Source organism: Flavobacterium laiguense (assembly GCF_003097655.1).
Lineage (GTDB): Bacteria > Bacteroidota > Bacteroidia > Flavobacteriales > Flavobacteriaceae > Flavobacterium > Flavobacterium laiguense.
The window spans coordinates 1-24,991 of the sequence record NZ_QCZH01000028.1 but is presented as its reverse complement, the minus strand read 5'-3'; the positions used below and the strand labels follow the sequence as shown (position 1 = coordinate 24,991).

Here is a 24,991-nt window from a genome sequence, read left to right as displayed (position 1 = left end):
AAGATTTATTTATTTCTTTTCAAAACATCATACAAAGAAGTAATTGTTATAATTGGTTTTGAAATTGGACTTTCGATACTAATCGTCTTTTGTTCTCCAGCTTTCAAATCAAAATAATTGTCGCTTAATCTTCCAGTGTACCCTTTGATATCTATCCAAACATATTTAGCCTCTTTATTGGCTTTAAGAACTATTTTGTTCCCATTAACGATGAAAGTAATTTGTGGGTTTTCTAACTTCAAATTTATTGGTCGAGTCAAATCAATTACCGGTTTCACATCATCTCTATAGGCTTCTTTCACGGCATACCAAGCCGCTTTTGGCTGACGGTTGTAATAATCTGTAATACTCCAGCTCGCAACAGGCCAACAATCATTGAGTTGCCACAAAATGGTTCCCATATTGTAAGGTGCTTTGGATCGGTGAATTCCTATTATATTTTTAAAAGAATAATATTGCAAACACTGTGTGAGATAGGTATAATCTTTGACTGACCACGTTTTAACATTAGTAGTATCTTTGAAATAGCGTTGCAAATAGGAATTCAGTTTATTAAAACCTTTACCCGCTTTTTGGTGTGCTTTCAATACATCCGAATACAAATGACGATCCTCTTCAATAGTTATTTTCTCGGTGGTAGCATAATTTGGCATCGCCTGCATTCCATATTCGCTCACAAAACGACCCGTTTTATTTAGGGTAACTTCAACATCTTCCAGTCCCCACCAAGTTCCCCAATAGTGGCTGTCACCTTCGGTAATACTCGCCGGTTTCCCCCACCCAAGCAATGGAGAGCTGCTTACGTAAGGACGATTCGGATCTACTTCCTTTACCCATTTTGGAATACTGTCCTGAAACAATCGTTTGTAATCATTCCACAAACGGATAGAATCCTTTTGATTCATTTTGAATGTTTTTTGCCATCCCCAATTTTTAAAAGCTTCATCGATTTCATTGTTTCCACACCAAACCACAATCGAAGGATGATGACGCAAACGCTTTACTTGGTATTTAACTTCTTCTTTTACATTGTCAAAAAAAGCTTTATCTCCTGGCACCATCGTTCCAGCAAACATAAAATCCTGCCAAACATAAATTCCGTTTTTATCACATAAATCATAGAAATAATCACTCTCGTAAATTCCACCACCCCAAACTCGAAGCATATTCATATTGGCATCTTTAGCGGTAGCAATCACTTTATCGTATTCTGCATTGGTCACCCTTGAAAGAAATGCATCGGATGGAATATAATTGGCTCCTTTCATATACACGGGCTTACCATCAATTTTAAAATAAAATGATTTACCTACAGTATCAGCATCTTGAACCAATTCGTATTGGTGAGGTACTTTATATACTTTTTCGACTTCTTTTTTGTTGAATGTTTCTAACCGGACCGATTTCCATATGCCGCAAGTGGTCAATTTAGGTCCCCAATCCCAACCAAAATGGTACTGCGCTTTACGCACATACGCACGAGGATTGTCAGGAATTACAAAAGGCAAATCCTTTTTGGCCAGCGAATCAACTACATTTTGTGCCGATTGAAACACAACTACTAAATCATTCTTGCCTGATTTTATTATTTTTTTTACGTCTACTCGCCATTGACGAAACATATTATCGGCTTTTAAAACTAACTGATTATTCAAGTACACCGTTGCATAGGTATCTAATCCATCAAAAACGAGTTCTGCATATACTTTCTTTATCGTAGCAGGAGTTACCAAAAAAGTAGTTTTATATTCCCAATTTTTTTTTTCTATCCACTGTGATTTTTTCTCATTATCACGGTAAAAAGGGTCTGATATTAATTTATTATTTAACAAATCGGTATGCACTTCTCCTGGAACAGTGGCAGAATACCACTTTAAAGCACCCGCTTCTCTGTATTGCCACCCTTTTTGAATATCAATATTTTGGGCACTGACCACAAATGAAAAATTTGCAAGACAAATGTAGAAAAACCAATATAAGTGTTTTTTATATTTCATTGTTACTGAGTTTACTAACATTATTACGGTGTATTTATATTTTCCTAGAATAAACAAAAGTGCTTTAACAGTTGGCAGCGAGAGAAGGATTGTTCTTGCAGCACAATTAATTCCTTCTCTTTTCAGGGTTACATTCCAGAATAACTAACAAAAATATTCAAAAACTATCTCCTTTTTCCATCTGCCAAGCTTATTCCACGCTTTATACCTTTTATGCTTTTCTACCTGAGCTGTTTTATATGCTCTTAAATCATAAAAGCCTTATAGCCTATAACTTGTTGGATTAATTTATAAATCTTTATAAAACAACCCAAAATCAGCTTTGCATTACTACGAAAACACTTATAATTAAAGATGTCAAATTAAGTATATTCTTCTAATGGCTTACTGAAGATAACTCCATTTTTTTCAGCAGACAGCAAAAAAAATGTCTGTTGCGAAAAAAGAGGCGATAAAAGCAATAAACCAAACCTTAAAAAATAACAACTCTTATTTATCCCTTATTTTAAATAAAAATACAAAACTGAAAACTTAATAGTAAGTCGGGAGGAACAACCTACCCGACTTATATTAAGCTAACCCAAACTTATTTATCCCACCAAACTCTAGTTGTCATTAAATCTAAACCTTGACGTTGTATCGCTTCCTTATAATTGGCGCCATTTGTGAAAAGCTCCGATTGATCGTAAACCAATCTCCTAGGAATAGTTCCGTTAGTTACCCCAGCAGGAGCATTAACTGGCACTAAAACTGGAAACCCTGTTCTTCTATACTCAGAGAAAGCTTCAATCCCATTAAACAAGAGAACAATCCATTTTTGAGTTCCAATTTGCTTTAAAGCATTGGGAGCATCAAAAGCGATACCAGGAGTTGCTATATAAGCATTATACTCGGCAGTAGTAACTGCAGGGACTTTGTCTCCAAATATTGTCAGTATCTCCATTGCGGCTTTCACCCCATCTTCATAATGTTGTTGAGCGGTTCCGGTAACATTCCAACCTTTTACGACTGCCTCGGCAAGAAAGAATTGAACCTCAGCATAAGACATGATTAAGGTAGGGGCATCTGTGCGTAACACGGTTGAAGTGTTAGGATCAGAGAAAAGTTTTATATCACCGCCTGGGATCTCTTTTGCATCATTGGCAAGCCCTTGTTGATTGGCGGGATTGTTGTCTTTTGTCGCTTCCAATTTGGCATAAATTCTTAAACGAGGGTCATTGTTATTTTTCAACAAATCAATAAACGTTTTGCTAAATTTAACACTTCCTTCCCCATTTTGCAAATCATTTATTACCCAAGTAGAAGTAATTGGATTTGTTTTAACACCCTGTGGACTAGCATCATGTTTCAGAACTAAACTTTCAGCATTAGAAGTAAATACTCCTTTAGCGAAAGCTTTTTCTACATATAGTTTAGATTTGGCAGCATCTACTTTAGACAAACGCATAGCCACTCTTAACATCAATGAATTGGCCATTTTTTTCCATTTTGCAACATCGCTTTGATAAAACAAATCGGCATTGCCCACAAAAGGCTTGCTGGCATCTAATGCGTCACCTGCCTCGTCCAACTCTTTCAAAAGATCATTGTAGATGGCTTGTTGGGTGTCGTATTTTGGAGAGAAAATATTTCCATTATACCCTTTACCTGCCTCAAAATAAGGTACCTCACCATAAGTATCGGTCAATTTTTGAAACATAAATACCTTCATTATTCTACAAGCCTGAATCATATTAGAATTTTCAGCCGTATTTGGTAAAACCGATAGTAACTGATAAATTTGACTCAATCCCTTACCATACGATTCTCCAAAAAGAGACCCAGAATACCCTCCATCATAGGAGTATACTGAACCAGCTCCTCCTATTGAAGAAAATTGCTGTACAATTTGAGCTGCGTATATGTTATTGGCCCGAGTATTAGAATAGTCTTGCCCGTCCATATACACCTCTGCCAGCGTAAACATTGATTTAGGTGATGGAGTTGTTAGAGCATTTGGATCCGTGTTCATTTCTTCGAATCCGTTTTCGCATGAAGTTAATGTTATTGCACTAACAATTGCGATAGAAAATAATTTTATAAATTGATTTTTCATCTTTGAATTTTTATTATTAGAATTTAACATTAAGAGTTAGACCATAATTCCTAGTCAAAGGCAAAGTCGCTCTCTCAAGACCTTGAGCATTACTATTAGAATAGTTTGACTCTGGATCTATATTTGGCGTTGCACTATATAACGTCCATAAATTATGGGCAGACAATGCTAAGTTGATTGCTTGAAATCCTGTTTTCTCTATTAACGCTTTTGGGAAAGCATAACTTAAGGAAACTGCTCTCAATTTGACAAAATCAGCGTCATATACAAAGTTTGATGATATATTGCTATAACCTCTCCAATAATTATAAGCCGGAACTTGTTTATCTACACTATTCCCGTTAACATCAGTCCCTGTAACATGAATTCCTCCTTCACGACCATCTAATGTCTTTTCGGTTAGACCCCAACGTGTTCCCAACTGATTTGTGGCAGAATAAATTTCTCCTCCAAATTTAGCATCTATAAGAGCCGAAAGTGTAAACGCTTTATATTTAAAATCGTTAGTAAATCCCATTGCCACTGGAGCCACACCTTGTCCAGCTATTATTAAATCTCCCCTAACAAATACTCCATTGGCATCAAGAACAATATTACCATTTTTGTCTCTCAAATAATCATACGCTTTGATAACTCCAAAAGGCTGTCCTACTTCTAAAGCTACAGTAGCTCTACCATCTCTGTTCCCGTCTAATGTCTTAGTGGTTATTCCATCTGCCAGGCTAACTACTTCACTATCATTGTAACCAATGTTATATCCTATATTCCAAGTGAAATTATCCGTTTTTACAGCTTTTGCATTTATGGCAAACTCCACCCCTTGATTCAATATTTCACCCACATTAATTTTTGTGGTTTTGTAACCAGAAGCTACAGAAACATCTGCATCAGTGATATCATTGGTGGTTCTTTTACTGTAAAAAGTCAAGTCGGTGCTAAGTCTGTCATTGAAAAATGTGTTTTCAAAACCAAATTCAATAGTACTCACATTATAAGGTTTCAACTTGCTATTTGGAATAGTCTCTCCTTTAATTCCCAAAATTGGTTGTCCCAGAGCGTCTGTTTGTCCATTAGGAGTAGTATAAGACAGATTTAAAGCATAAGCATCCGGCAATGCTCCCCCAACGTTACCCCAACCTGCCCTAAACTTACCATAAGACATCCATTCTGGTAAATCTATAACTTCGGAGTAAACAAAACTTGAACTCACAGATGGATAAAAAGTACTATTATTTGATGGATCTAAGGTTGAGAACCAATCTTCACGACCTGTTAAACCTAAGAACAAGTAATTTTTGTATCCTAAATCTGCCGAATAAAAAACGGAGTTTACTTCGCTTTCTGAAAACAATTTTTCAGTTCTGTCAGGTGTTGTATTTCCATAAAAATATTCAAACGGTACAATAAAACCATTTCCCCTCGCTTTTATTCCGCTAAATCTGTTATGTTGACGGTTTGCTCCAACAAAAGCATCTAATGTAAGGTCTTCTATTATGTTTCCTTTATACCCCAAGAAAGCAGAAGTGTTTAACTCTGTGCGGTCTTCAATTCTGTTTTCGATGGATCCATTTGGATTATAAGCAATTCCTGTTGGTTCAACTTCTTGAAATTCATAACTGATGTCATCAATACCTATTACTGCTTTGGCATAAAATTTATCAGTAATATTATAAGTAAGATTAGTGGAACCTATAAAACGCTTTCTAAGATCATCATTCAAATCTTCGGATGTAGCAAAAGACGGAACTGTGTTATAAACATTCCCTCCCAGGTAATCAGCCTCTCCTCCATTATCATCATATGGATTCTTCATCCATCTGATGTCTGTTTGCGGGCTCAAAAAAGTAACTACATAGGCCGCATTTCTAGGGCCATCATTCAAGTAAGGTCTGTTGTGAGATTTTTCAGAAATATATTGAGCATTTGCTTCTACACTTACTTTTGAGTTTGGAGTAGCCGAAAAATTAAAAGCTACGTTATTTCTGTTAAAAGTTGTTCCAGGCAAGATAGACTCATTTTTAGTATTTCCAAAAGACACTCTAAAATTAGAAGTTTCGTTTCCACCGGAAACGGCCAAAGTGTTGGTAAAGTTTACCCCTGTTTGATAGAAATTCTTGGCATTATCATTTCCATTAGCTGAATAAATGTGTTGCTGACCGTCTACACCGACTATTGAAGAACCATCATATTTATCTCCCCAAGTGAAATAAAAAGCATCCCTAATATTCTCTAAAGTGGTTTCTCTTGCAGGAATACCCGCATCAGGCGCGCCTATTCCATACTGATCCTGCCATTTCAGATTATTTATGGCTGTACTGGCGACAACACTTGTACTGAAATCAACACCGATTCCTGTACCTGATTTCCCTTTTTTGGTGGTAATCAAGATTACCCCATTAGAACCTCTATAACCATACAGCGCAGAGGCAGCACTACCTTTTAGTACCGACATAGAGGCGATATCATCTGGATTGAAAGAAGACATACCGTCTCCTTTATCCGCCCCGCCATACAAACCGACATTTCCTTGCTGCGTATTGTCAATCGGAACACCGTCTACCACATACAGAGGCTGGTTCGATCCAGAAGCTGAAGTAGCCCCACGAATAATCACACGGCTGGAGCCTGATGGCCCAGTAGCCGGCGCAGAAACATTTACACCCGCAACTCTTCCTTGCAATGCGTTCGCTAAGTTTACCTCTTTGGTTTTGGTTAAATCATCTCCTTTTACCTCACCAACAGCATACCCTAATGCTTTCTTCTGTTTCTTTACCCCAAATGAGGTAACCACTACATCCTTTAACTCTGTTGTGCCAATAGCTAGCAAAACAGTAATATTATTTTCATTCGCATCAACTTCTACCGATTTTGAAATAAACCCAATAGAAGACACTGTCAGCGTAACTTTTCCCACCGGAACTGACATTGAAAAGTGTCCTTCCGAATCCGATATCGTACTAACAGATACCCCTTTTACCTTTATGTTTGCAGCGGCGATGCCCTTATTTTCTGCACCTGCGACTACCCCTGTTATGGATCGGTTTTGAGCCGCTGCTCCTATGCAGCTAAGCATTACCAGTCCTAACACTGCTATAATTCGTTTCATAAGCAATTGTTTTTTGTTTGTTAATTTGTTTTTGGTTGGTTTGTTAAAAAAATATTAATAAAAAAAAGAATTCAATTTCAATATAACCCTTCATAAATCACTCGATCTATTTTTAACTTATAAAGGATTAATGATTTTTTAGTAAATCGTTTTAGCTAGAAAAACAAAAAAAATATTCTCTATTGTCAAATCAACTAAATCGTTTTAGCAAAAAATAAAAAAAAACAGGCTCCATATTTGTAGCCAACATTTTCCATAATAAAGCATTAAAAAAACTCGTTTTCAAAATCAAGTTTTCAAAAAAAACACCCTACTACAACATTCAAATTATACTGATCCTCTAATAACCAGTTTCCCTTTTTCAAGGATTTTATCAATCACAAAAGACTCTTCATTTGTCATTTGATCCATGAGCAACTTAATTGTTTCTTCTGCAATTTCTTTTATCGGCTGCGCAACAACGGTAATGGTTGGGGAGTGCAATCGAAAACTATCATGGTCATCAAAACTAATAACCGATAGGTCTTCCGGTATTCTTAAACCCATTTTACGAAAGGCCTGAAGCCCTGCAAGTCCCATGTAATTTGCTAAAAACAGCACCGCATCAATAGCTGGATTCTTTTGAAAAAAATCAACTATATCTGATATTCTGCGTTCTTCACTACTCTCAAAATCCAAACGTAAAATAAGTGATTCATTATATTTCTTATGCTCATTTAATGCATCTTTATAGCCATCTTCCCTTAACTGCATCTGTATCATTCCAACTGTATTATTCACTAGAGCAATATTGCTACATCCTTTTTCAATCAGGAATTTTGTAGCTGAATAGGCCCCTTCATAATTATCCATCACTACATGACTCACATTTTGCCCTGGAAAATACCTATCCACCAATACTACTGGTTTTTTTAATGTTAGCAGCCTTTCTATGCTTTTTTCCAGTTTATTTGTTGGAGTAATAATAAAACCATCCACATTGGCCTGAAGAAGACTTTGTATTAATTCTTCAGATCGCTCATCGTCATTACCGGTACTGCAATAAAAAACCCTGTACCCTATTCTTTTTGCTTCATCTTCAATTATTCTGGCAAGATCAGAGAAAAATTGATTGGAAATATCCTCTACTATAAGCCCAATAGATCTTGTTTTTCCAGTTCTAAGACTACTGGCAATCATACTGGGTCTATAATGCAGCTTTTCGGCAATATCTTGTACTTTTTTAATCACTACGGCACTAATACCCATTTTCTCGCCTTTGTCATTAATAACAAAAGATACCGTAGAGATCGAAACTCCAGCTTCATTTGCAATATCTTTTATCGTTATCTTTTTCATTCAGGCGTTAATTTTATCTAAAACAGTTATTAATTATATCACAAATATAATTAAAAATAGTTACAAAATCGTTTTAGTAAAATTTATTTTAAATAAATCATTATTTTAACGTTAATAAACAGGACTAAATCTAATAGAATATAGATTTTAATGATTATTCCATGCTTCACTTCCTCCGTAAACACAAATAAAAATTATCATTTATGCTATTTTAACTACAAAATACATGAATGTAACCTCAATTATGACTGTATAAAATCTTCTAGGAAATAAACACCTCCAATAGCGAAGCCGAACCCTGTAAAACAAACGATTGTATTGCAGCCGGAATTAAAACAGTATCCCCTTTTTTATATCGATGGCTTGTATTGCCATATTCTATATCAAAAGCGCCTTCCACACACATATAAACCGTAAATGTTTCTCCTGTTTTATGGACCGCAACTTTTCCGTCCAGTGGAATAAAATTAGTGGTAAAATAAAGACAATCAACTATGCCATTCGATTGATTTAATACCGTGTCATATTCCTTATAAGTATCAACTTTATTGTAATTAATCGCTTCCAGAGCCAAATCAACATGCAATTCTCTAGTATTCCCTTGCGAATCTTTCCTGTCAAAATCATAAATACGATATGTAATGTCCGAAGTTTGCTGAATCTCCGCCACCACAAGCCCTGCGCCTATAGCATGGACAGTACCTGTTTCCAGAAAAAAAACATCGCCTGATTTCACGGGTACTTCATCAAGAATAGAAAGCAACGTGTCGTTTTTGAGGTTTTTTAAATAATCATCAGCATTCGATTTTTCTTTAAATCCAACAATTATTTTCGCATCGGCATCGGCTTGCATGATATACCACATTTCGGTTTTACCAAAAGAATTATGTCGCTTTTTGGCCAACTCATCATTAGGATGTACTTGTATGGATAGGTCTTCACGAGCGTCTAAATATTTGAAAAGCAAAGGGAATTGTTTGCCAAATCTTTTATAAACTTCGGTACCCAAAATTTCATTAGGGTATTCATTGATAATTTCTGTTAAAGATTTACCTTCAAATATACCATTGACAATACTACTTACATCTCCTTCTACTGTTGATAATTCCCAGCTCTCTCCCGTAATTTTTGATGTAATTGGTTTATTGAGAATCGTTTTCAGTTTTTCTCCGCCCCATATTCTTTCTTTTAGAATAGGCTCAAATTGTAAGGGATAAAATTTTACGCTCATTTTTATTTTGTTTTAAAATTATTGTATTGAAATAGCTACTCCACCGCCCGCTGCCAATTGTTGTTTTAATTTGGTTTTACGGTTTACAACCATTTTCCGAATGGCATAGGATTGCGGGTTGGTTTGATAATCGGCATCTTTTCCATCTTCGTAAATGGTTGCCACATATGACTTTCCTTTAGGCAAAAAGCTAAAATCAATCGTTGCAATTCGTGGGTTTTCATCTGTGATTCCGCCCACAAACCATTCTTGCTTCTCTTTAGTTTTTCGAGCTATAGTAATGTAATCCCCTGGTTCGGCTTCAAGAATATAAGTGTCATCCCAATCTAATGCGACGTCTTTTATAAATTGAAAAGCATCCACAAAACGCATATAGTTTTCGGGTAAATCGGCCGCCATTTGCAGCGGGCTGTACATCGTTACATAAAGCGCCAACTGTTTCACTAGTGTTGAACTCAACTTATTCTTCTTTGATCCATACACCGACAAATCTCCTTGAAAAATCCCGGGGGTATAATCCATAGGACCTCCCATCAAACGTGCAAAAGGCAGAATCGTAGTGTGATCCGGATTATTACCTCCAAAAGATTCGAATTCTGTTCCCCGAGCCGATTCCTGTGCAAACCAATTGGGATAGGTACGATTTAACCCTGTAGGCCGTACCGCTTCATGAGAATCTACCATAATTTTATATTTGGCTGCCTCACGCGCCACATAACTATAATGATTGACCATTGCCTGTCCATCATGATGCTCTCCTCTTGGAATAATTGGCCCTACATATCCCGTTTTCACCGCAGTATAATGGTTATCAACCATAAACTGAAAGGCATCTTTTAATTGTCTTTCATATTCCACTGTTGATGAAGTGGTCTCATGATGCATAATTATTTTAACTCCTTTATGGGCGGCATACATACTTAATTCTTTGACATCAAAATCGGGATATGATTTTGTAAAACTATAAATACGCTCCTTCTTAAAAGCGGTATTATCTTCCCAGCCTTCATTCCAACCTTCTACCAGCACGGCATCAAAACCGTTTGCTGCGGCAAAATCCATATATTCTTTTACATGCTTTGTATTGGCACCGTGAGTTCCGTTTGGTTTTAATTTAGAAAAATCGGTAGGCCCAATTACTACATCCTGATCATCAGAATAGGCCCAAGTAGAACCCCGACCAATGAAATACTCCCACCAAACTCCTATGTATTTTACAGGTTTAATCCAAGACGTATCTTCAAATTGACAAGGATCATTGAGGTTCAATATTAATTTTGAAGCCAAGATAGCGCGAGCATCATCACTCACCACAATGGTACGCCAAGGGGTGTGGCTTCCGGTCTGTATATATCCTTTATTGCCTACTGCATCTGGAGTTAGATGGGAACTCAGTGCAAATGTTTTACTATCTACATTTAGAAACATAGCAGGATAATTTGTTAGGGCCGCTTCATGAATATTGATATAAAGTCCCTCACTCGTTTTCATCATCAAAGGTGTTTGCACCGCTACATTTTTTATAGGGGATTGAGCTGCCAAAGATTCATTTAAAGCATCCAACATCAAGGTTTGTATTTCTGAAATTCTAGATGTGGTATATTTATATTCATTAGAATCATAATCTCCCGGCAGCCAAAAAGCTTTATGATCTCCTGCTAAATTAAACTCACTCGTTTCTTCCTGAACAATAAAATGGCGAAGATTCTCCTGTACCGGAAATTCATATCGAAATCCCAACCCGTCATCAAATAAACGGAAACAGATCGTGATTTTCCTTTCACTCTTGTCTTGCAAGAGATCTACCTTCATTTCATTGTACTGATTTCTTATTTCCTTTTGCTCCCCCAATACAGGTCGCCAAGTATTATTTTCTGATTGAAACTGGGTATTGGTAAGTTTAAAATCTTTATTCAGCAAAATATCCGACTTCAAAACGAAACCCATTTTACTTTCTTTAAGCGCCGTTTTTTGTTTATATTGTAAAGAGTAAATCGGTGTCCCTGCTTCATTCAAGTTAAATTCCAAAATCAAATTCCCATCGGGTGATTTCAATACTTGAGCATGGACAGAAGCATTGAAAGTTAAAATAAATAAGCAAACAAAAAAAGTGTTTTTCATGTTTAAAGAGAGTTACAATAATTACTAAATCGATTTAGCAAATATATTAAAAAATGTCATACCGCTTTACTATTAACAAAATACTTGCACTTATTTTTAAAAAACAGTTTTATAAATCAACTATTTACCATTATTCCCCAAACTTGACACAAGTAAACCATTGAAGCATTTATCCTCATTTATATATAAAAAAGCAAACCCCGAAGCATGTCACTTCGGGGTTTGTTTTTGAAATAATGCAACTAAAAAAATTTACCATTTTATAATAGCACTTGCCCAGGTAAATCCACTTCCAAAAGCAGCTAAAACTACGGTATCTCCTGATTTTATTTTCCCTTTTTCCCAAGCTTCAGTCAAAGCAATCGGAATAGATGCTGCAGTTGTATTTCCGTATTTCTGTATGTTGTTAAATACTTGATCATCACTCAATCCAAATTTCTTTTGTATAAACTGAGAAATTCTCAAATTGGCTTGATGCGGAATCAACATGTCAATATCCGAAACTTGCAAATTATTGGCTTCGAGCCCTTCATTAATCACCTCGGCAAAACGAACTACTGCATTTTTAAACACAAATTGTCCATTCATATAAGGAAAATAACTTTCGTCGTTTGGATCATTGTCAGCAATAATATCGGTTACCCAACGACCTCCCATTCCTGGCGCTTTTACGACTAATTCTTCAGCGTGAACCCCTTCAGAATGCAAATGGGTAGACAGAATACCTTTAGACAAGTCTTCTTCTCTACTTAAGATTGCCGCCCCTGCTCCATCTCCAAAAATTACCGAAACTCCACGTCCACGTGAAGTCATATCCAATCCTGTAGATTGAACTTCGGAACCAATTACCAAAATATTCTTGTACATTCCTGTTTTAATATATTGATCGGCTACAGAAAGCGCATAAACAAAACCGGAACATTGATTTCTTACGTCTAATGCCCCAACGGTTCTTAAACCTAAATCTCGTTGTACCAAAACCCCTGGTCCAGGAAAATAGTAATCAGGACTTAGTGTTGCAAAAACTACAAAATCAATATCTTCTGGAGCAACACCCGAGCGCTCCATAGCAATTCTGGCAGCTTTCACTCCCATTAAGGTGGTCGTATCTTCCCCACGGATGATGTGTCGTCTTTCCTGAATTCCTGTTCTTTCTTGAATCCATTCGTCATTCGTATCAATGATTTTAGACAAATCATCATTAGTCACTACATTATCTGGGACATAATATCCCAATCCCGTTATTTTTGAATGGTACATACTTTTATTATATTGTTAAAATGAAGGTTGCAAATTTAAATATCTTTTAAAATATTCGATGACAAATTACTCTTTTTTTAGCAATATCCAAATTATTAGTTTTTTGGTGCTTTTTCCTGCCCCCGATAGCTATCGGGACACTGTATCTTTTTTTTCTAGAAAAAAGAAAAAAAAGGATGCCGTTTCCATCAGGGCTAGGCATTATATTAAAAAACACCTTTTTGCCAAATGTAACAAAATTGAATTATTACGACTTATGGCCACACTACTTGTTATTAATCAACAACAATTTAAATTTATGAAAATAAGAGTATCCTTAATCGCATTTCTATGCATGGGTTTATCTGCCATAGCACAAGAAAACCTAAACTATCAAAAACCCTCCAAATCGATTTTAGATCTGGCTGATTATCAAAAGGCTCCTTCTGTGTCTTTAGATACTAAAAAAGAATACATGCTTTTAAGCTATAGAGCTACCTATAAAACATTAGACGATTTAAATCAGGAAGAATTGCGTTTGGGAGGTTTGCGAATTAACCCAATAACCAATATTTCGAGTACGGTAACATATATTAACAATATCAAACTAAGAAAAGTTGCTGACAAAAACGAAATACAGGTTAGCGGTTTGCCAACCAATTCCCGCATCAGTAATATAGTATGGTCGCCAAACGATAAAAAAATACTATTTTCTAACACCATTACTACAGGAGTTGAATTATGGGTTTTGGATGTAGCTTCCGCAAAAGCAACAAAATTAACCGAAGCAACCCTAAATGCAAATCTTGGAACACCATTTAGCTGGTTCAATGATAATGAAACTATTTTGGTAAAAATGTTGCCTAAAAACAGAGCTGCCTTATTAGATTCTAAAAAAGATTTGCCAACGGGACCAATCACCTCTAATTCGGAGGGGGCAAAATCACAAAACAGAACCTATGCCGATATGCTGAAAAACAAAAATGATGAAATCAATTTTGAAAACATCATTACGTCTGAGTTGTATAAAATAACCCTAGACGGAAAAGCAACTTTATTAAAGAATGCAGCTATGTTTGCAGGAGAGAGAATTTCGCCTGACGGAAACTTTTTAATGCTAACTACCATCCAAAAACCATTTTCATACATTGTCCCTCTAAATCGTTTTCCTTCAAAAACGGTCGTTTATGACAAAAATGGTATTGAAATAAAAACAGTAAATGAATTGCCGCTAAATGAAATTATGCCGAAAGGATTCATGGCTGTTCGCAAAGGAAAAAGAGAAATAAGCTGGAGAAATGACAAACCCGCTACATTAGCTTATGTAGTGGCTTTGGACGAAGGTGATCCAGCAAATAAAGTGGATTTTAGAGACGAAATTTTCCTGTGGGAAGCACCTTTTACAGCAAACCCAACTTCAATGGTAAAAACTCCACAACGCTTTGGTGACATCACTTGGGGAAATGAAACTATTGCCGTTGTTTCAGATGAATGGTACGACACTCGAAATACCAAAACTTACTTGATAAATCCATCCGATTCAAACCAAAGACCAAAAATAATTTCGGATAGAAATTCACAAGATATTTATGCTGATCCAGGTGTTTTTGAAACCAAAAAAAATCAGTACAACAAACATGTATTGGCTATAGAGAATAATAATGCTTTCCTTATTGGAGAAGGATTTACCAAAGATGGCCAATTTCCATTTATCGATGAATTCAATCTAAAAACATTACAATCAAAACGCTTATATACTTCACCTTACAAAGATAAAAAAGAAGATTTATTAGAAATTGAAGATTTTAAAAAAGGAAAAGTATTGGTTCAGATTCAATCAAAAAATGAATATCCCAATTATTATTTTAGAAACATTAAACAAAAAAACAGTTTAACTCCGATAACTACTTTCGAAAATCCATTTGAAAGCATCAAAAACGTTAGTAAAGAAGTAATCAAATACAAACGAAAAGATGGAGTAGAATTATCTGGAACTCTTTATTTACCTGAAGGTTATGACAAGGTAAAAAAAGAAAAATTACCATTATTAATTTGGGCCTATCCAGCGGAATACAAAGATAAAAGTAGCGCTGGACAAAGTAATCAAAACCCGAATGAATTTACATTTCCTTACTATGGTTCTTTTGTATATTGGGTAACCAAAGGATATGCTGTTCTTGATGACGCTTCGTTTCCTATAATTGGAGAAGGAACCACAGAACCTAATGACAATTTTATCACACAATTGGTAGATGATGCCGAAGCTGCAATAAATGCTGTAAATGCTTTGGGATATATCAACACCAAAAAAGTGGCTATTGGAGGACATTCTTATGGTGCCTTTATGACATCTAATTTATTGACACACTCTAATCTATTTGCCTGTGGTATTGCCAGAAGCGGTGCCTACAATAGAACATTAACACCGTTTGGTTTTCAAAGTGAGCAACGCAATTACTGGGAAGTTCCAAGTGTATACAATACAATGTCGCCTTTTATGAATGCGGATAAAATGAAAACACCATTACTTTTAGTTCATGGTGAAGCCGATAACAATCCTGGTACTTTTACTTTACAAACAGAACGCTATTTCCAAGCTTTAAAAGGATTGGGAGCTCCAGTTAGAATGGTAATACTGCCTAAAGAATCTCACGGTTATGTAGCCAAAGAAAATATCTTGCATTTACTTTGGGAACAAGACCAATTCTTGGAAAAACATTTGAAAAACTAAAACGGGAATCCCTATTTTAATTAACAAAAAAAGAGACAGCCTAAAAAACTGTCTCTTTTTGATATAAATAACTACTGCTATATCCTTTTAGATTTTAAATCTCCCTAAGAAATCTTCAACACCACTTCTTGATTTAACTCCAAGGCAGTTTCATGCTCAAAGAAAATAGCTTTCCTGTCAAAAGCAGCTTTTATCAAATAACGGCTACCCTTAAAAAAAGATTGTTTTACTATTGCTTTTAGAGAACCGTTTGTGTCTATTTTTAATTGATGAGGATACAATAAAATAATCTCGTCCTCTCCTTCTATTGTCATCAATTGTGACAATTTCAATTCATTTACTTCTCCAAAAAGAGAGGCTACATATTTATTCAAAGGATAACTATACACCTCTGCCGATGGTCCTTTTTCTATAATCCTTCCTTGATGTAAAACTATAGTTTCATCCGAAAATGAAAGTGCATCTGTACTATCATGTGTTGCGATAAAACAAGTAATTCCCTTTTTCTTTAAATAAGCAAAAAGGTTTCTACGCAAGGCATTCTTTCTAAAATTATCAATATGACTAAAAGGTTCATCGAGCAATAAAACTTCAGGTTCCAAAGCCAAAACTCTGGCCAATGCTACCCGTTGTTGTTGACCTCCACTCAATAATTTAGCTTTTACGTTGGCAAACTCAGTCATTTCAACCATTTCCAGTAATTCTTGGATGCGAAGTTTTTTCAAGGGTAAAAACCCATTCGAAAGAAACTTACCTACGTTTTCGGCAACAGTTTCATAAGGCATCAAATCAAAATCTTGTGCCAAATATTTCATAAACGGCACTCCTGGAATCAAATTGTATTTAGGGCCACGAATCTCCGTTTCATTATAAAAAATACGTCCTTGACCTAAATCATACATGCCATAAATAAGCTTTAAGAGCGTGCTTTTCCCACAGCCACTTTCTCCAAGTATGGCTATATTTTGCCCTTTGGCAACTGTGAAATCAACATTTTGAATAATGATTTTTTCGGTATAACCGAATGAAATATTTTGAACTTGAAGCATTCTATGACATTAAAATTTGAGAGAACAAATATAGTTCCTTTACTAAAAAAATTATGTTGATAATTCATTTATATCCAAAAAAAAACTGCTTCATTTTGAAGCAGTTTTTTTTAACAAGAAGATCAATCCTTATTGTTTCTTTTTGGCTTCTTCAATCATTTTTTCATTTGCAGTAATAGCAAATTCTACACGACGGTTTTGACTTCTTCCGTCTGGAGTGTCATTCGTAGCAATTGGATCTGCAATCCCAAAACCGGATGTTTTGAAACGGCTAGCCACTAATCCTTTTGAAATTAAATAGGCTTTTACCGATTCGGCTCTTTTTTGAGAAAGCGTTAAGTTGTATTCTGGTTTCCCAGTATTGTCTGTATATCCAAAAATTTCAATATTAGTGTCCGCATAAGAATTAAACACTGGTACTAATTTGTCTAAGTTAGTTTTAGCCTGAGCCGTCAAAGTTGATTTATTCACATCGAAACGAACAGCATCCTCTTTTAAGACCAAACGAATTCCTTCTCCTACTCTTTCTACATCCGCCCCGGGAAGTGCTTGATCAATTTCTCTTGCTTGCTTATCCATACTATTCCCGATAAGGGCTCCTGTTCCACCACCAATAGCTGCTCCAATAGCTGCACCAGCTGCGGCATGTCCTGTATTTGCACCTATAATCCCTCCGATAACTCCACCTGCAATCGCTCCAATTCCCAAACCTTTTTGGGTATTATTGGCGTTTTTTACAGAATCACAACCCGTAAAAAGAAAACTCAATACCAATAAACTACTTAATCCTAAAATCGCTATTTTTTTCATCTTTATCTTATTATATGTTAATTTGTAGCTCTTTGAAACTGGTAAACAACATCTGTATCTTTACCTCCAACATTAATTTTATCAATCAACTGAAACTCATTCTCCGATTGATTTTTAACCCCAAGAACAAAACCTGTTTTTACTTTTTTAGATTTTAATCCTTCGTCTAGTATTTTCAAAACAAACTGACCTTCTTTATTCACATACCATGTAATTTCAGATGTAAAAGCAGTACAACTAGAACTGTTCAAAGTCATAGTTCCTTTATTATTGTTTGAAATAAATTTCCATGTACTTCCTACAAAACATTTTGAATCGGCAAGATTAAAAGAATTTACTTTAATGTAGTCAGAACCTGGATAGGTAACATTGGTAATTTGCCAATTTCCTTTCATTCCAACTTGAGAGGTCTTATCTAATTTGGTCATTGGAGCATTAGAAACTGGTTCTGGTGAAGCCGCTACTACAGGCGCTGATTTACATGCAAAAACCAAAATGGCCATAGTGCATATCAATAGAATTTTTCTCATGTTTTTCAATTTTAAATTAATGTAGCTACAAAGGTACATATCAAATTGATTCAAAATTATTTTTTTCTTTATATAATTTACTTACGACAATTTGTCACTTCTATAGCAATTGGTATCCTATTTGAAAGTTAATTTATCCGATTGTAAAACCATTAATACATATAAAACATGACAACAGGTAAAATTAATGTTTCCGTTGAAAACATCTTTCCTCTAATCAAGAAATTCTTATACAGTGATCACGAAATTTTCTTGCGTGAATTGATTTCAAACGGAACCGATGCAACTTTAAAACTAAAACACCTTACCAGTATTGGTGAAGCCAACGTTGAATATGGTACACCAATTATTGAAGTTAAAATTGACAAAGAAGGAAAAAAAATCCACATCATTGATCAAGGATTAGGAATGACCGCTGATGAAGTAGAAAAATACATCAATCAGGTAGCTTTTTCTGGAGCAGAAGAATTTCTGGATAAATACAAAGATTCAGCCAAAGATTCAGGAATTATAGGTCATTTTGGTCTTGGTTTTTACTCTGCTTTTATGGTTGCCGAAAAAGTGGAAATTATCACCAAATCATACAAAGATGAACCAGCAGCACACTGGACTTGCGACGGAAGCCCTGAGTTTACACTAGAGCCAGCTGATAAAACTACTAGAGGAACTGAAATTATTTTACATGTAGCCGAAGATTCTCTTGAATTTTTGGAAGAATTTAAAATTTCAGGCTTATTGAATAAATACAATAAGTTCATGCCTATTCCAATTAAATTTGGAACAAAAAAAGAAAAAATAGAACAAAAGAAAGGTGAATTTGTTGAATCTGAAGACAAAGAAAATACTTTTACAGAAGTAGAAGTTGACAATATCATCAATAATCCAAATCCAGCTTGGACCAAACAACCAACAGAATTATCGGATGCAGATTACAAGGATTTCTACCGTGAAATGTATCCAATGCAGTTTGAAGAACCATTGTTTCATATCCATTTGAATGTCGATTATCCATTTAATCTAACTGGTATTTTGTATTTCCCAAAATTGGGTTCTGACATGCAAATTCAGAAAGACAAAATTCAATTGTTCCAAAACCAAGTTTATGTAACGGACAATGTTGAAGGAATTGTGCCTGAATTTTTAATGATGCTTCGTGGTGTTGTTGATTCTCCGGATATTCCTTTGAATGTTTCTCGTTCGGGATTACAGGCTGATGGTGCGGTAAAGAAAATATCGAACTATATCACTCGTAAAGTTGCCGATAAATTAAAATCTTTATTCAATGAAAACAGAGAAGATTTTGAGCAAAAATGGAATGACATTAAAATCGTTCTGGAATACGGAATGCTTTCTGAGGATAAATTCTACGAAAAAGCAGGAGCTTTTGTTTTGTACCCTACAGTAGATGACAAATACTTCACCCTAGAAGAATTAAAAGAAAACCTAAAAGAAAAACAAACGGACAAAGACGGAAAACTAGTTGTTTTATATGCTGGAAATAAAGAGGCGCAACACTCTTATATCGAAATAGCAAAAGACAAAGGATACGAAGTTTTACTTTTGGATTCTCCAATTATCTCACATTTAATTCAAAAAATTGAGGGTGATAATAGCGGAATGCATTTTGTACGCGTCGATTCAGACCATATTGATAATTTAATCAAAAAAGAAGAATCTACAATTTCTAAATTATCGGAAGACGAAAAAGAAAGTTTAAAAACGGTTCTAGAAACTATTGTACCAAAACAAACTTATACTGTACAGCTAGAGGCTTTGGATAGCGAAGCAGCTCCATTTATCATTACGCAACCAGAATTTATGCGTAGAATGAAAGAAATGAGTCAGTCTGGTGGGGGTGGAATGTTCGGAATGGGAAATATGCCTGAAATGTACAATTTGGTTGTCAACACCAACTCTGATTTGGCTACAAGCATATTAAACCATAAAGACAAATCGGCTCAAGAAAGCTTAGTAAAACAAGCTTTGGATTTGGCCAAATTATCTCAAAACTTATTAAAAGGAGAAGCTTTAACCGCTTTTGTAAAAAGAAGTTTTGATTTGATAAAATAAAAATGAGAATACGATTTTTCAGTTTTTAAAGCACTGAAAAAGTTAACTACTAAAGCCTGCGAGTAACAACTTGCAGGCTTTTTTTGTTTTTAAAACCCAACCTCCCTATTCAAAAAACAAGTATTTACATCAGTATTTTATGTTAATTTTTTTCCTAACTTTAGAATCTATTACAATACAGAAAAGGGAGAAGACGCACGTTAAGGTTAAAACTAAAAAAATAAACACTTAAACCTTTGTACCTATGCAAAACGACAATGATCAAGTTGGAAACCAAAAAGAAATCGAAGAGGCAAAAGTAATAGCTAAAGAAGCCGAAACATCCATTACTCTTACCCTATATATGGGATTGTTTTTAGGATTGGTACCTGTAGTTGGCTATCCAATATTTATTCCTGAAATAGGGGGTCGTATAATATTTATTGGACTGTTATTGGCTTTAGCCTCATTTATAGCCAGCTTTTTTACAGGTACATTATTTGGCATGCCCAAAAGGAACAATCAAAGCCGTACAAAAAATGATTATGCATTCAATAATAGTTTGGTCGAAATATCAGACTGGCTAACAAAAATAATAGTCGGACTTGCATTAATCAATCTAAAAGAAATTCCGGGTTACTTCATTAATTTAGGAGAATATGTGAGCATATCCACAAAATACAAAGGCGAATTATTAAACATTTACACCATAACCATCGTCATTTATTTCGGTTTTTTAGGACTGTATATAGGCTATAATTATATGCGCTTAGTATTGTCCAATAAATATAAAAAAGCCGATGACCGTATAATACGCAAGGCGCTTGAAGAAGAAAAAGAAAAAGCACTTAAGTTAAAAGAAGAGTGCAATCAAAAAGACTTAAAAATAAATCAGATAGAAAGCATTGTAAAAGATAAAGAACAGATTACTAAAGCACTGATAAAAAAGATTAATGAACCCGAAATTATTCAAACTAATATTAAGTCCGCAGTTCAAAAAATGATGCATTCTAAAGATGTGAATGACGACAAAAAAACCATTGAATTGTATGTTAATAAGATGATGTCTGACGCAAAATTAAAACTTCAAAAAGGACTAACCTTTAATGATAGTGATCCTCAAAATGGACAATGGGGCCAACATGCCATCAATAATGAAAGACAATTAACAGCTACTGTCATTGAAGAAACCAAAGGTTTATATAAAATTAAACTAAAAGTTATCTCCACAAATCCAGACAACAATCCTTTGGATTCGTCCGATTTGGTTCTTTTTGCATTACATAATACTTTTGGAGATCCTCCAACTCGTCTTGTAAGAGTAGAAAACCAATGTGCCGAACTTGAGTTGTATTCCTACGAATCGTTTACTATTGGCGCATTTGTAGACAAAGGCACAACCGAATTAGAACTTAATTTAGCTGAATTACCAGATGTTTCTTATCACTTCAAAAAACATTAATCACATAATTTTAAAAAAACAAGCTTAGAATAAATAAATGAGAAAAATTTATCGTTACGACAAAACATCCTACTAAGCCGAAATTAATGAAGAAATCCAATTTATATCCGATGGAAATATAGGACATACCGTAATAAACATACCAGGTGATAACGATTCTGAAATTGCGAATTAGACAAAATACAATTTCTAACGAGTGAAAAAAACATTTGCATTTCGGATATAGCAAATCCCATACCTCAAGAAGATACTATTACAATTGAATATTACATCAACAAAAAACTACTTGTAAGACATACCAATCCAAAAATAGAAACAGATCGCCCTTATGTAATTTTAACCATTGAATTTTCTAATAAATGAAAAACTGGATTCTATTGATCACTTTTTCATGCTTTGGATCAATCAATGCTCAAAAAAAACTGGATGCACTTACAACGCCTACTTCTCCCGCATCGACAATTCTTGGCATGCAACCAAGTGCTATATTACAACCAAAATCGTATCGAGCGCTGGAAGCTGCTGTCTTTTCAAATTTTAGCGACACTGATGGCAATGGAATTATCCCTAATAATTTTGGCCTTGAATTCATGCCTTATTGGGCAAATGATCATGGGATCAGTTTAGAAGAATATCTTTATCCCAAAGCAAACTTGGATCAAATCTGCAGAAACTCTTCCTTTTCATTGGCTTCTACTCAAAAATTCCCATTACAGGATAGTACTCTTACTAAAAGTTTGTCCTTGGGCTATCGAACTTCACTATTTTTCGGAAATAAGAAGGATAAAAAAATACTCCAAGGCTATATTAGTACTTTAAGCAATGAACAAAGAATTGGTTCAAAGATAGTAAGCGAACTTGAAAGTTTTAGGCAAAAAAACACGCTCAAAACTAAAAAAGAATACCTCAATGCTATTCGTGAAATCCTAATCGATAGAATTGCCAAAGTACTCCAAAACAATTCGAGAAAAGATGCCGAAGAAATAACCCAAAATATTTACGCATCCGTTGATAAACTTCCCTTCGATGTAAATAACATTGATCCTTTTTTTATTTCCTTCTTAGATTTAATTGAGGATAAAATGATGGGTAATTATGAAGAATTCAAATCATACATACAATTAAGACAAGGCTTGTCTATTGATTTGGCCTATGCCTTATTTTTAAATTTTCCAGATAATAATTTTAAGAGTTCCGAAATTCCAAGACAATCGCTATGGGTAACACCGTCCTATAAATTCTCAGATAAAATCAATTTTCTAATGGCAACAGCTGTATTACGATATGAATGGTACAATCTTAAATATTTTGACAATTATTTCCCAGACTCAAAAGTCGCTGAAAATAATTTCGATTATGGTTTAGCCATAGCAACCGAATTCAAGAAATTCTCACTTGGATTTGAAGCTACAGGAAGAGAGAGCAGTTCACTGGTAAAAGCTGGTATGGACGCTCTGGGAAACACTTTATATCTAAAAAGTAATACTTCCGATTTTCAGTACATCGGAACATTCAGTTACAGATTAACCGAGCAGATCGCTTTAACTTACCAAATTGGTAGTTCATTTAAACCTGTTTTTAGTACAACGGAAACATTAATATCGCTACTGTCTTTGAATTTTGGTTTTGGAGGCCCTAACATAACCGACATAACGTCTAAATAGCTTTAAATGTTTAAAAATATTTTCTAAATCAAATAACACCCATATTTACCTACATTTAAAGCACATACCGCATAATTTTCATCTCAAAATCCTTTTTTTTGGAAAAAAAAATTATATTAGCACACCCAAATAATAAACTTAAACCTAAAACTATTTTTTATGAGAAAAATTAAATTTCTATTTCCAGTATTTAGCATGCTAGCTTTAACAGTTGTTTCCTGTACTAAAGAAGATGTTGCCGCCGCATCTGACACAACTCCTGTAGTAGCATCAGCCTCTATTGATGTCGTAAATGAACTGGACATCCAAACTGGGACTCAAGTCTCTTTTGAAAAATTAACCTCCAGAAAAACTGGAAAATCATTAACGGGTTCTTGTGCAGAAGTTACCATGGATCCAATAACGACAACTTTTCCTAAAACCTTTTATGTGAATTTTGGAGATGGGTGCACTACAAACAGTATCACCAGAAAAGGAAAATTGAAAATTACATTTTCTAACTACATTACTGTAACTGGAAGTACAATGACCGTAGAAAGAATAAACTACTCCGTAAACGGAAACATGGTAGAAGGCAAAATAGTTTACAAAAACACAACTATAAACCCAGATATACCACAATGGACAAGAACTGTAACCGATGGTAAATTTACAGATAGTAAAGGAGAAATCTATTTAAACACTGGAACACATACCGTTAAACAAACTGCAGGCGTTTCAACTCCCTTATTATTAAATGACAACACTTACGAAATGACTGAAGGGACTCACACAGTTACGAAAGAAAATGGCGCAAAAATAACCTTAACCGTTGTAGAGTCAATAATTAAAAATCATTCTTGTGATTATGTTTCAAAAGGAAAATTAAAAGTAGAAAGCACACTTTTAAACGGCGTAATCGACTATGGAAATGGTGACTGCGACAACAAAGCTACTTATACACAAGGTGGTATAACGTTTCCTATTACAATGTAATTACAATTCATTTAAAAATACTTAGAGAGACTGTCCGACAAGACAGTCTCTTTTTTTATAAAGCAATTTCAACACAATGCCAATTATAAGTATTGTAATTTGGATTAAAAAAAATTAAGTTGGACTAGTTTGAATTCATAAATGTAACTACAAAAAATTACGTAGAAGTGTTTATACTCAAGCAACCCCACAAATTCTCTTCATTACATCCAACCCAGCTAACTTACATCCACGAGGAATGAGGCACAGTCTCTAGCACAAATTTATATAATCATTTGGGCATGACCCCAAGGGTCGGGCTGTCCATTATATCTTTTCTTTTCCTAAAGGAGGAAAAGAAAAGGATGCCATTCCCATCCCTCATGCAATAACGTTTTCAGAACAAGATTTTTGGCCAAATACACAGTATTATCCTCTCAAAATAACACAATAGGGGGTAAATCATTTATATTTATTTGAATCTCACACTCCCTGATTAACGAGAACTAGATTTACATTTCAGATAACCTACAAACAGTATAAAAACAAAAAACCCCGTTTCGTAAGAAACGGGGTTTTAAAAAGAAAGGCGACGACATACTCTCCCACATAACT

General features: G+C 34.9%; 15 protein-coding genes. 5 read left to right on the top strand and 10 right to left on the bottom strand.

Features of this window, described 5'->3' with window-relative positions; genetic code table 11:
- Window positions 1-5 precede the first annotated feature (5 nt).
- From DB891_RS16160 to DB891_RS16130, 7 genes are all read right to left on the bottom strand, one after another.
- Window positions 6-1,997, bottom strand: coding sequence for a beta-mannosidase (locus DB891_RS16160; RefSeq protein ID WP_116764627.1), 1,992 nt, complete (start codon window positions 1,995-1,997; stop codon window positions 6-8).
- Window positions 1,998-2,583: 586 nt separating this feature from the next.
- A complete protein-coding gene (locus DB891_RS16155) occupies window positions 2,584-4,092 on the bottom strand; it encodes a SusD/RagB family nutrient-binding outer membrane lipoprotein (protein WP_116764626.1) in 1,509 nt (502 codons plus the stop codon).
- 16 nt (window positions 4,093-4,108) lie between these two features.
- Window positions 4,109-7,198, bottom strand: coding sequence for a SusC/RagA family TonB-linked outer membrane protein (locus DB891_RS16150; RefSeq protein WP_116764617.1), 3,090 nt, complete (start codon window positions 7,196-7,198; stop codon window positions 4,109-4,111).
- 327 nt (window positions 7,199-7,525) lie between these two features.
- Window positions 7,526-8,536 carry a LacI family DNA-binding transcriptional regulator gene (locus DB891_RS16145; RefSeq protein ID WP_116764616.1) on the bottom strand — a complete coding sequence of 337 codons (1,011 nt, stop codon included), beginning with the start codon at window positions 8,534-8,536 and terminating at the stop codon, window positions 7,526-7,528.
- A 262-nt stretch (window positions 8,537-8,798) separates the two neighbouring features.
- Complete coding sequence (locus tag DB891_RS16140) at window positions 8,799-9,767, bottom strand: type I phosphomannose isomerase catalytic subunit (RefSeq protein ID WP_116764615.1); 969 nt, start codon at window positions 9,765-9,767, stop codon at window positions 8,799-8,801.
- Window positions 9,768-9,785: 18 nt separating this feature from the next.
- Window positions 9,786-11,888 (bottom strand): glycoside hydrolase family 97 protein, encoded by a 2,103-nt coding sequence (locus DB891_RS16135; RefSeq protein ID WP_116764614.1) that lies wholly within the window; start codon window positions 11,886-11,888, stop codon window positions 9,786-9,788.
- A gap of 252 nt (window positions 11,889-12,140) precedes the next feature.
- Window positions 12,141-13,148, bottom strand: a complete 1,008-nt coding sequence (locus DB891_RS16130) for a 3-oxoacyl-ACP synthase III family protein (RefSeq protein WP_116764613.1) — start codon at window positions 13,146-13,148, stop codon at window positions 12,141-12,143.
- A gap of 298 nt (window positions 13,149-13,446) precedes the next feature.
- Here DB891_RS16130 and DB891_RS16125 point away from each other — a divergent pair, with 298 nt between their 5' ends.
- Window positions 13,447-15,858 carry an alpha/beta hydrolase family protein gene (locus DB891_RS16125; RefSeq protein WP_116764625.1) on the top strand — a complete coding sequence of 804 codons (2,412 nt, stop codon included), beginning with the start codon at window positions 13,447-13,449 and terminating at the stop codon, window positions 15,856-15,858.
- Window positions 15,859-15,962: 104 nt separating this feature from the next.
- Here DB891_RS16125 and DB891_RS16120 read toward each other — a convergent pair whose 3' ends face one another.
- The 3 genes from DB891_RS16120 to DB891_RS16110 all read right to left on the bottom strand — a co-directional run bounded on the left by DB891_RS16120 (window position 15,963) and on the right by DB891_RS16110 (window position 18,247).
- Entirely contained in the window at window positions 15,963-16,907 is a 945-nt protein-coding gene (locus DB891_RS16120; protein WP_116764612.1) for an ABC transporter ATP-binding protein, read from the bottom strand.
- 129 nt (window positions 16,908-17,036) lie between these two features.
- Complete coding sequence (locus DB891_RS16115; protein WP_116764611.1) at window positions 17,037-17,717, bottom strand: OmpA family protein; 681 nt, start codon at window positions 17,715-17,717, stop codon at window positions 17,037-17,039.
- A gap of 17 nt (window positions 17,718-17,734) precedes the next feature.
- Window positions 17,735-18,247: a lipocalin family protein gene (locus DB891_RS16110; RefSeq protein ID WP_116764610.1), complete on the bottom strand. Its 513-nt coding sequence runs from the start codon at window positions 18,245-18,247 to the stop codon at window positions 17,735-17,737.
- A 168-nt stretch (window positions 18,248-18,415) separates the two neighbouring features.
- Between DB891_RS16110 and htpG the strand changes: the two genes are divergently transcribed.
- The 4 genes from htpG to DB891_RS16090 all read left to right on the top strand — a co-directional run bounded on the left by htpG (window position 18,416) and on the right by DB891_RS16090 (window position 24,397).
- Window positions 18,416-20,317: a molecular chaperone HtpG gene (gene htpG / locus DB891_RS16105; protein ID WP_116764609.1), complete on the top strand. Its 1,902-nt coding sequence runs from the start codon at window positions 18,416-18,418 to the stop codon at window positions 20,315-20,317.
- Between the two features lie 244 nt (window positions 20,318-20,561).
- A complete protein-coding gene (locus DB891_RS16100) occupies window positions 20,562-21,758 on the top strand; it encodes a pYEATS domain-containing protein (RefSeq protein ID WP_116764608.1) in 1,197 nt (398 codons plus the stop codon).
- Between the two features lie 359 nt (window positions 21,759-22,117).
- On the top strand, window positions 22,118-23,422 hold the full coding sequence (locus tag DB891_RS16095) for a hypothetical protein (RefSeq protein WP_116764607.1): 1,305 nt from the start codon (window positions 22,118-22,120) through the stop codon (window positions 23,420-23,422).
- 159 nt (window positions 23,423-23,581) lie between these two features.
- The gene (locus DB891_RS16090) at window positions 23,582-24,397 is read left to right on the top strand and encodes a hypothetical protein (protein ID WP_116764606.1); all 816 of its coding nucleotides are present in this window, start codon (window positions 23,582-23,584) and stop codon (window positions 24,395-24,397) included.
- Window positions 24,398-24,991 lie beyond the last annotated feature (594 nt).

Coding starts and splice junctions, on each gene's coding strand:
- DB891_RS16155 (WP_116764626.1), bottom strand. CDS start 4,092: ATGAAAAATCAATTTATAAAATTATTTTCTATCGCAATTGTTAGTGCA.
- DB891_RS16135 (WP_116764614.1), bottom strand. CDS start 11,888: ATGAAAAACACTTTTTTTGTTTGCTTATTTATTTTAACTTTCAATGCT.
- DB891_RS16150 (WP_116764617.1), bottom strand. CDS start 7,198: ATGAAACGAATTATAGCAGTGTTAGGACTGGTAATGCTTAGCTGCATA.
- DB891_RS16110 (WP_116764610.1), bottom strand. CDS start 18,247: ATGAGAAAAATTCTATTGATATGCACTATGGCCATTTTGGTTTTTGCA.
- DB891_RS16160 (WP_116764627.1), bottom strand. CDS start 1,997: ATGAAATATAAAAAACACTTATATTGGTTTTTCTACATTTGTCTTGCA.
- DB891_RS16095 (WP_116764607.1), top strand. CDS start 22,118: ATGAAAAACTGGATTCTATTGATCACTTTTTCATGCTTTGGATCAATC.
- htpG (WP_116764609.1), top strand. CDS start 18,416: ATGACAACAGGTAAAATTAATGTTTCCGTTGAAAACATCTTTCCTCTA.
- DB891_RS16140 (WP_116764615.1), bottom strand. CDS start 9,767: ATGAGCGTAAAATTTTATCCCTTACAATTTGAGCCTATTCTAAAAGAA.
- DB891_RS16145 (WP_116764616.1), bottom strand. CDS start 8,536: ATGAAAAAGATAACGATAAAAGATATTGCAAATGAAGCTGGAGTTTCG.
- DB891_RS16120 (WP_116764612.1), bottom strand. CDS start 16,907: ATGCTTCAAGTTCAAAATATTTCATTCGGTTATACCGAAAAAATCATT.
- DB891_RS16100 (WP_116764608.1), top strand. CDS start 20,562: ATGCAAAACGACAATGATCAAGTTGGAAACCAAAAAGAAATCGAAGAG.
- DB891_RS16125 (WP_116764625.1), top strand. CDS start 13,447: ATGAAAATAAGAGTATCCTTAATCGCATTTCTATGCATGGGTTTATCT.
- DB891_RS16090 (WP_116764606.1), top strand. CDS start 23,582: ATGAGAAAAATTAAATTTCTATTTCCAGTATTTAGCATGCTAGCTTTA.
- DB891_RS16115 (WP_116764611.1), bottom strand. CDS start 17,717: ATGAAAAAAATAGCGATTTTAGGATTAAGTAGTTTATTGGTATTGAGT.
- DB891_RS16130 (WP_116764613.1), bottom strand. CDS start 13,148: ATGTACCATTCAAAAATAACGGGATTGGGATATTATGTCCCAGATAAT.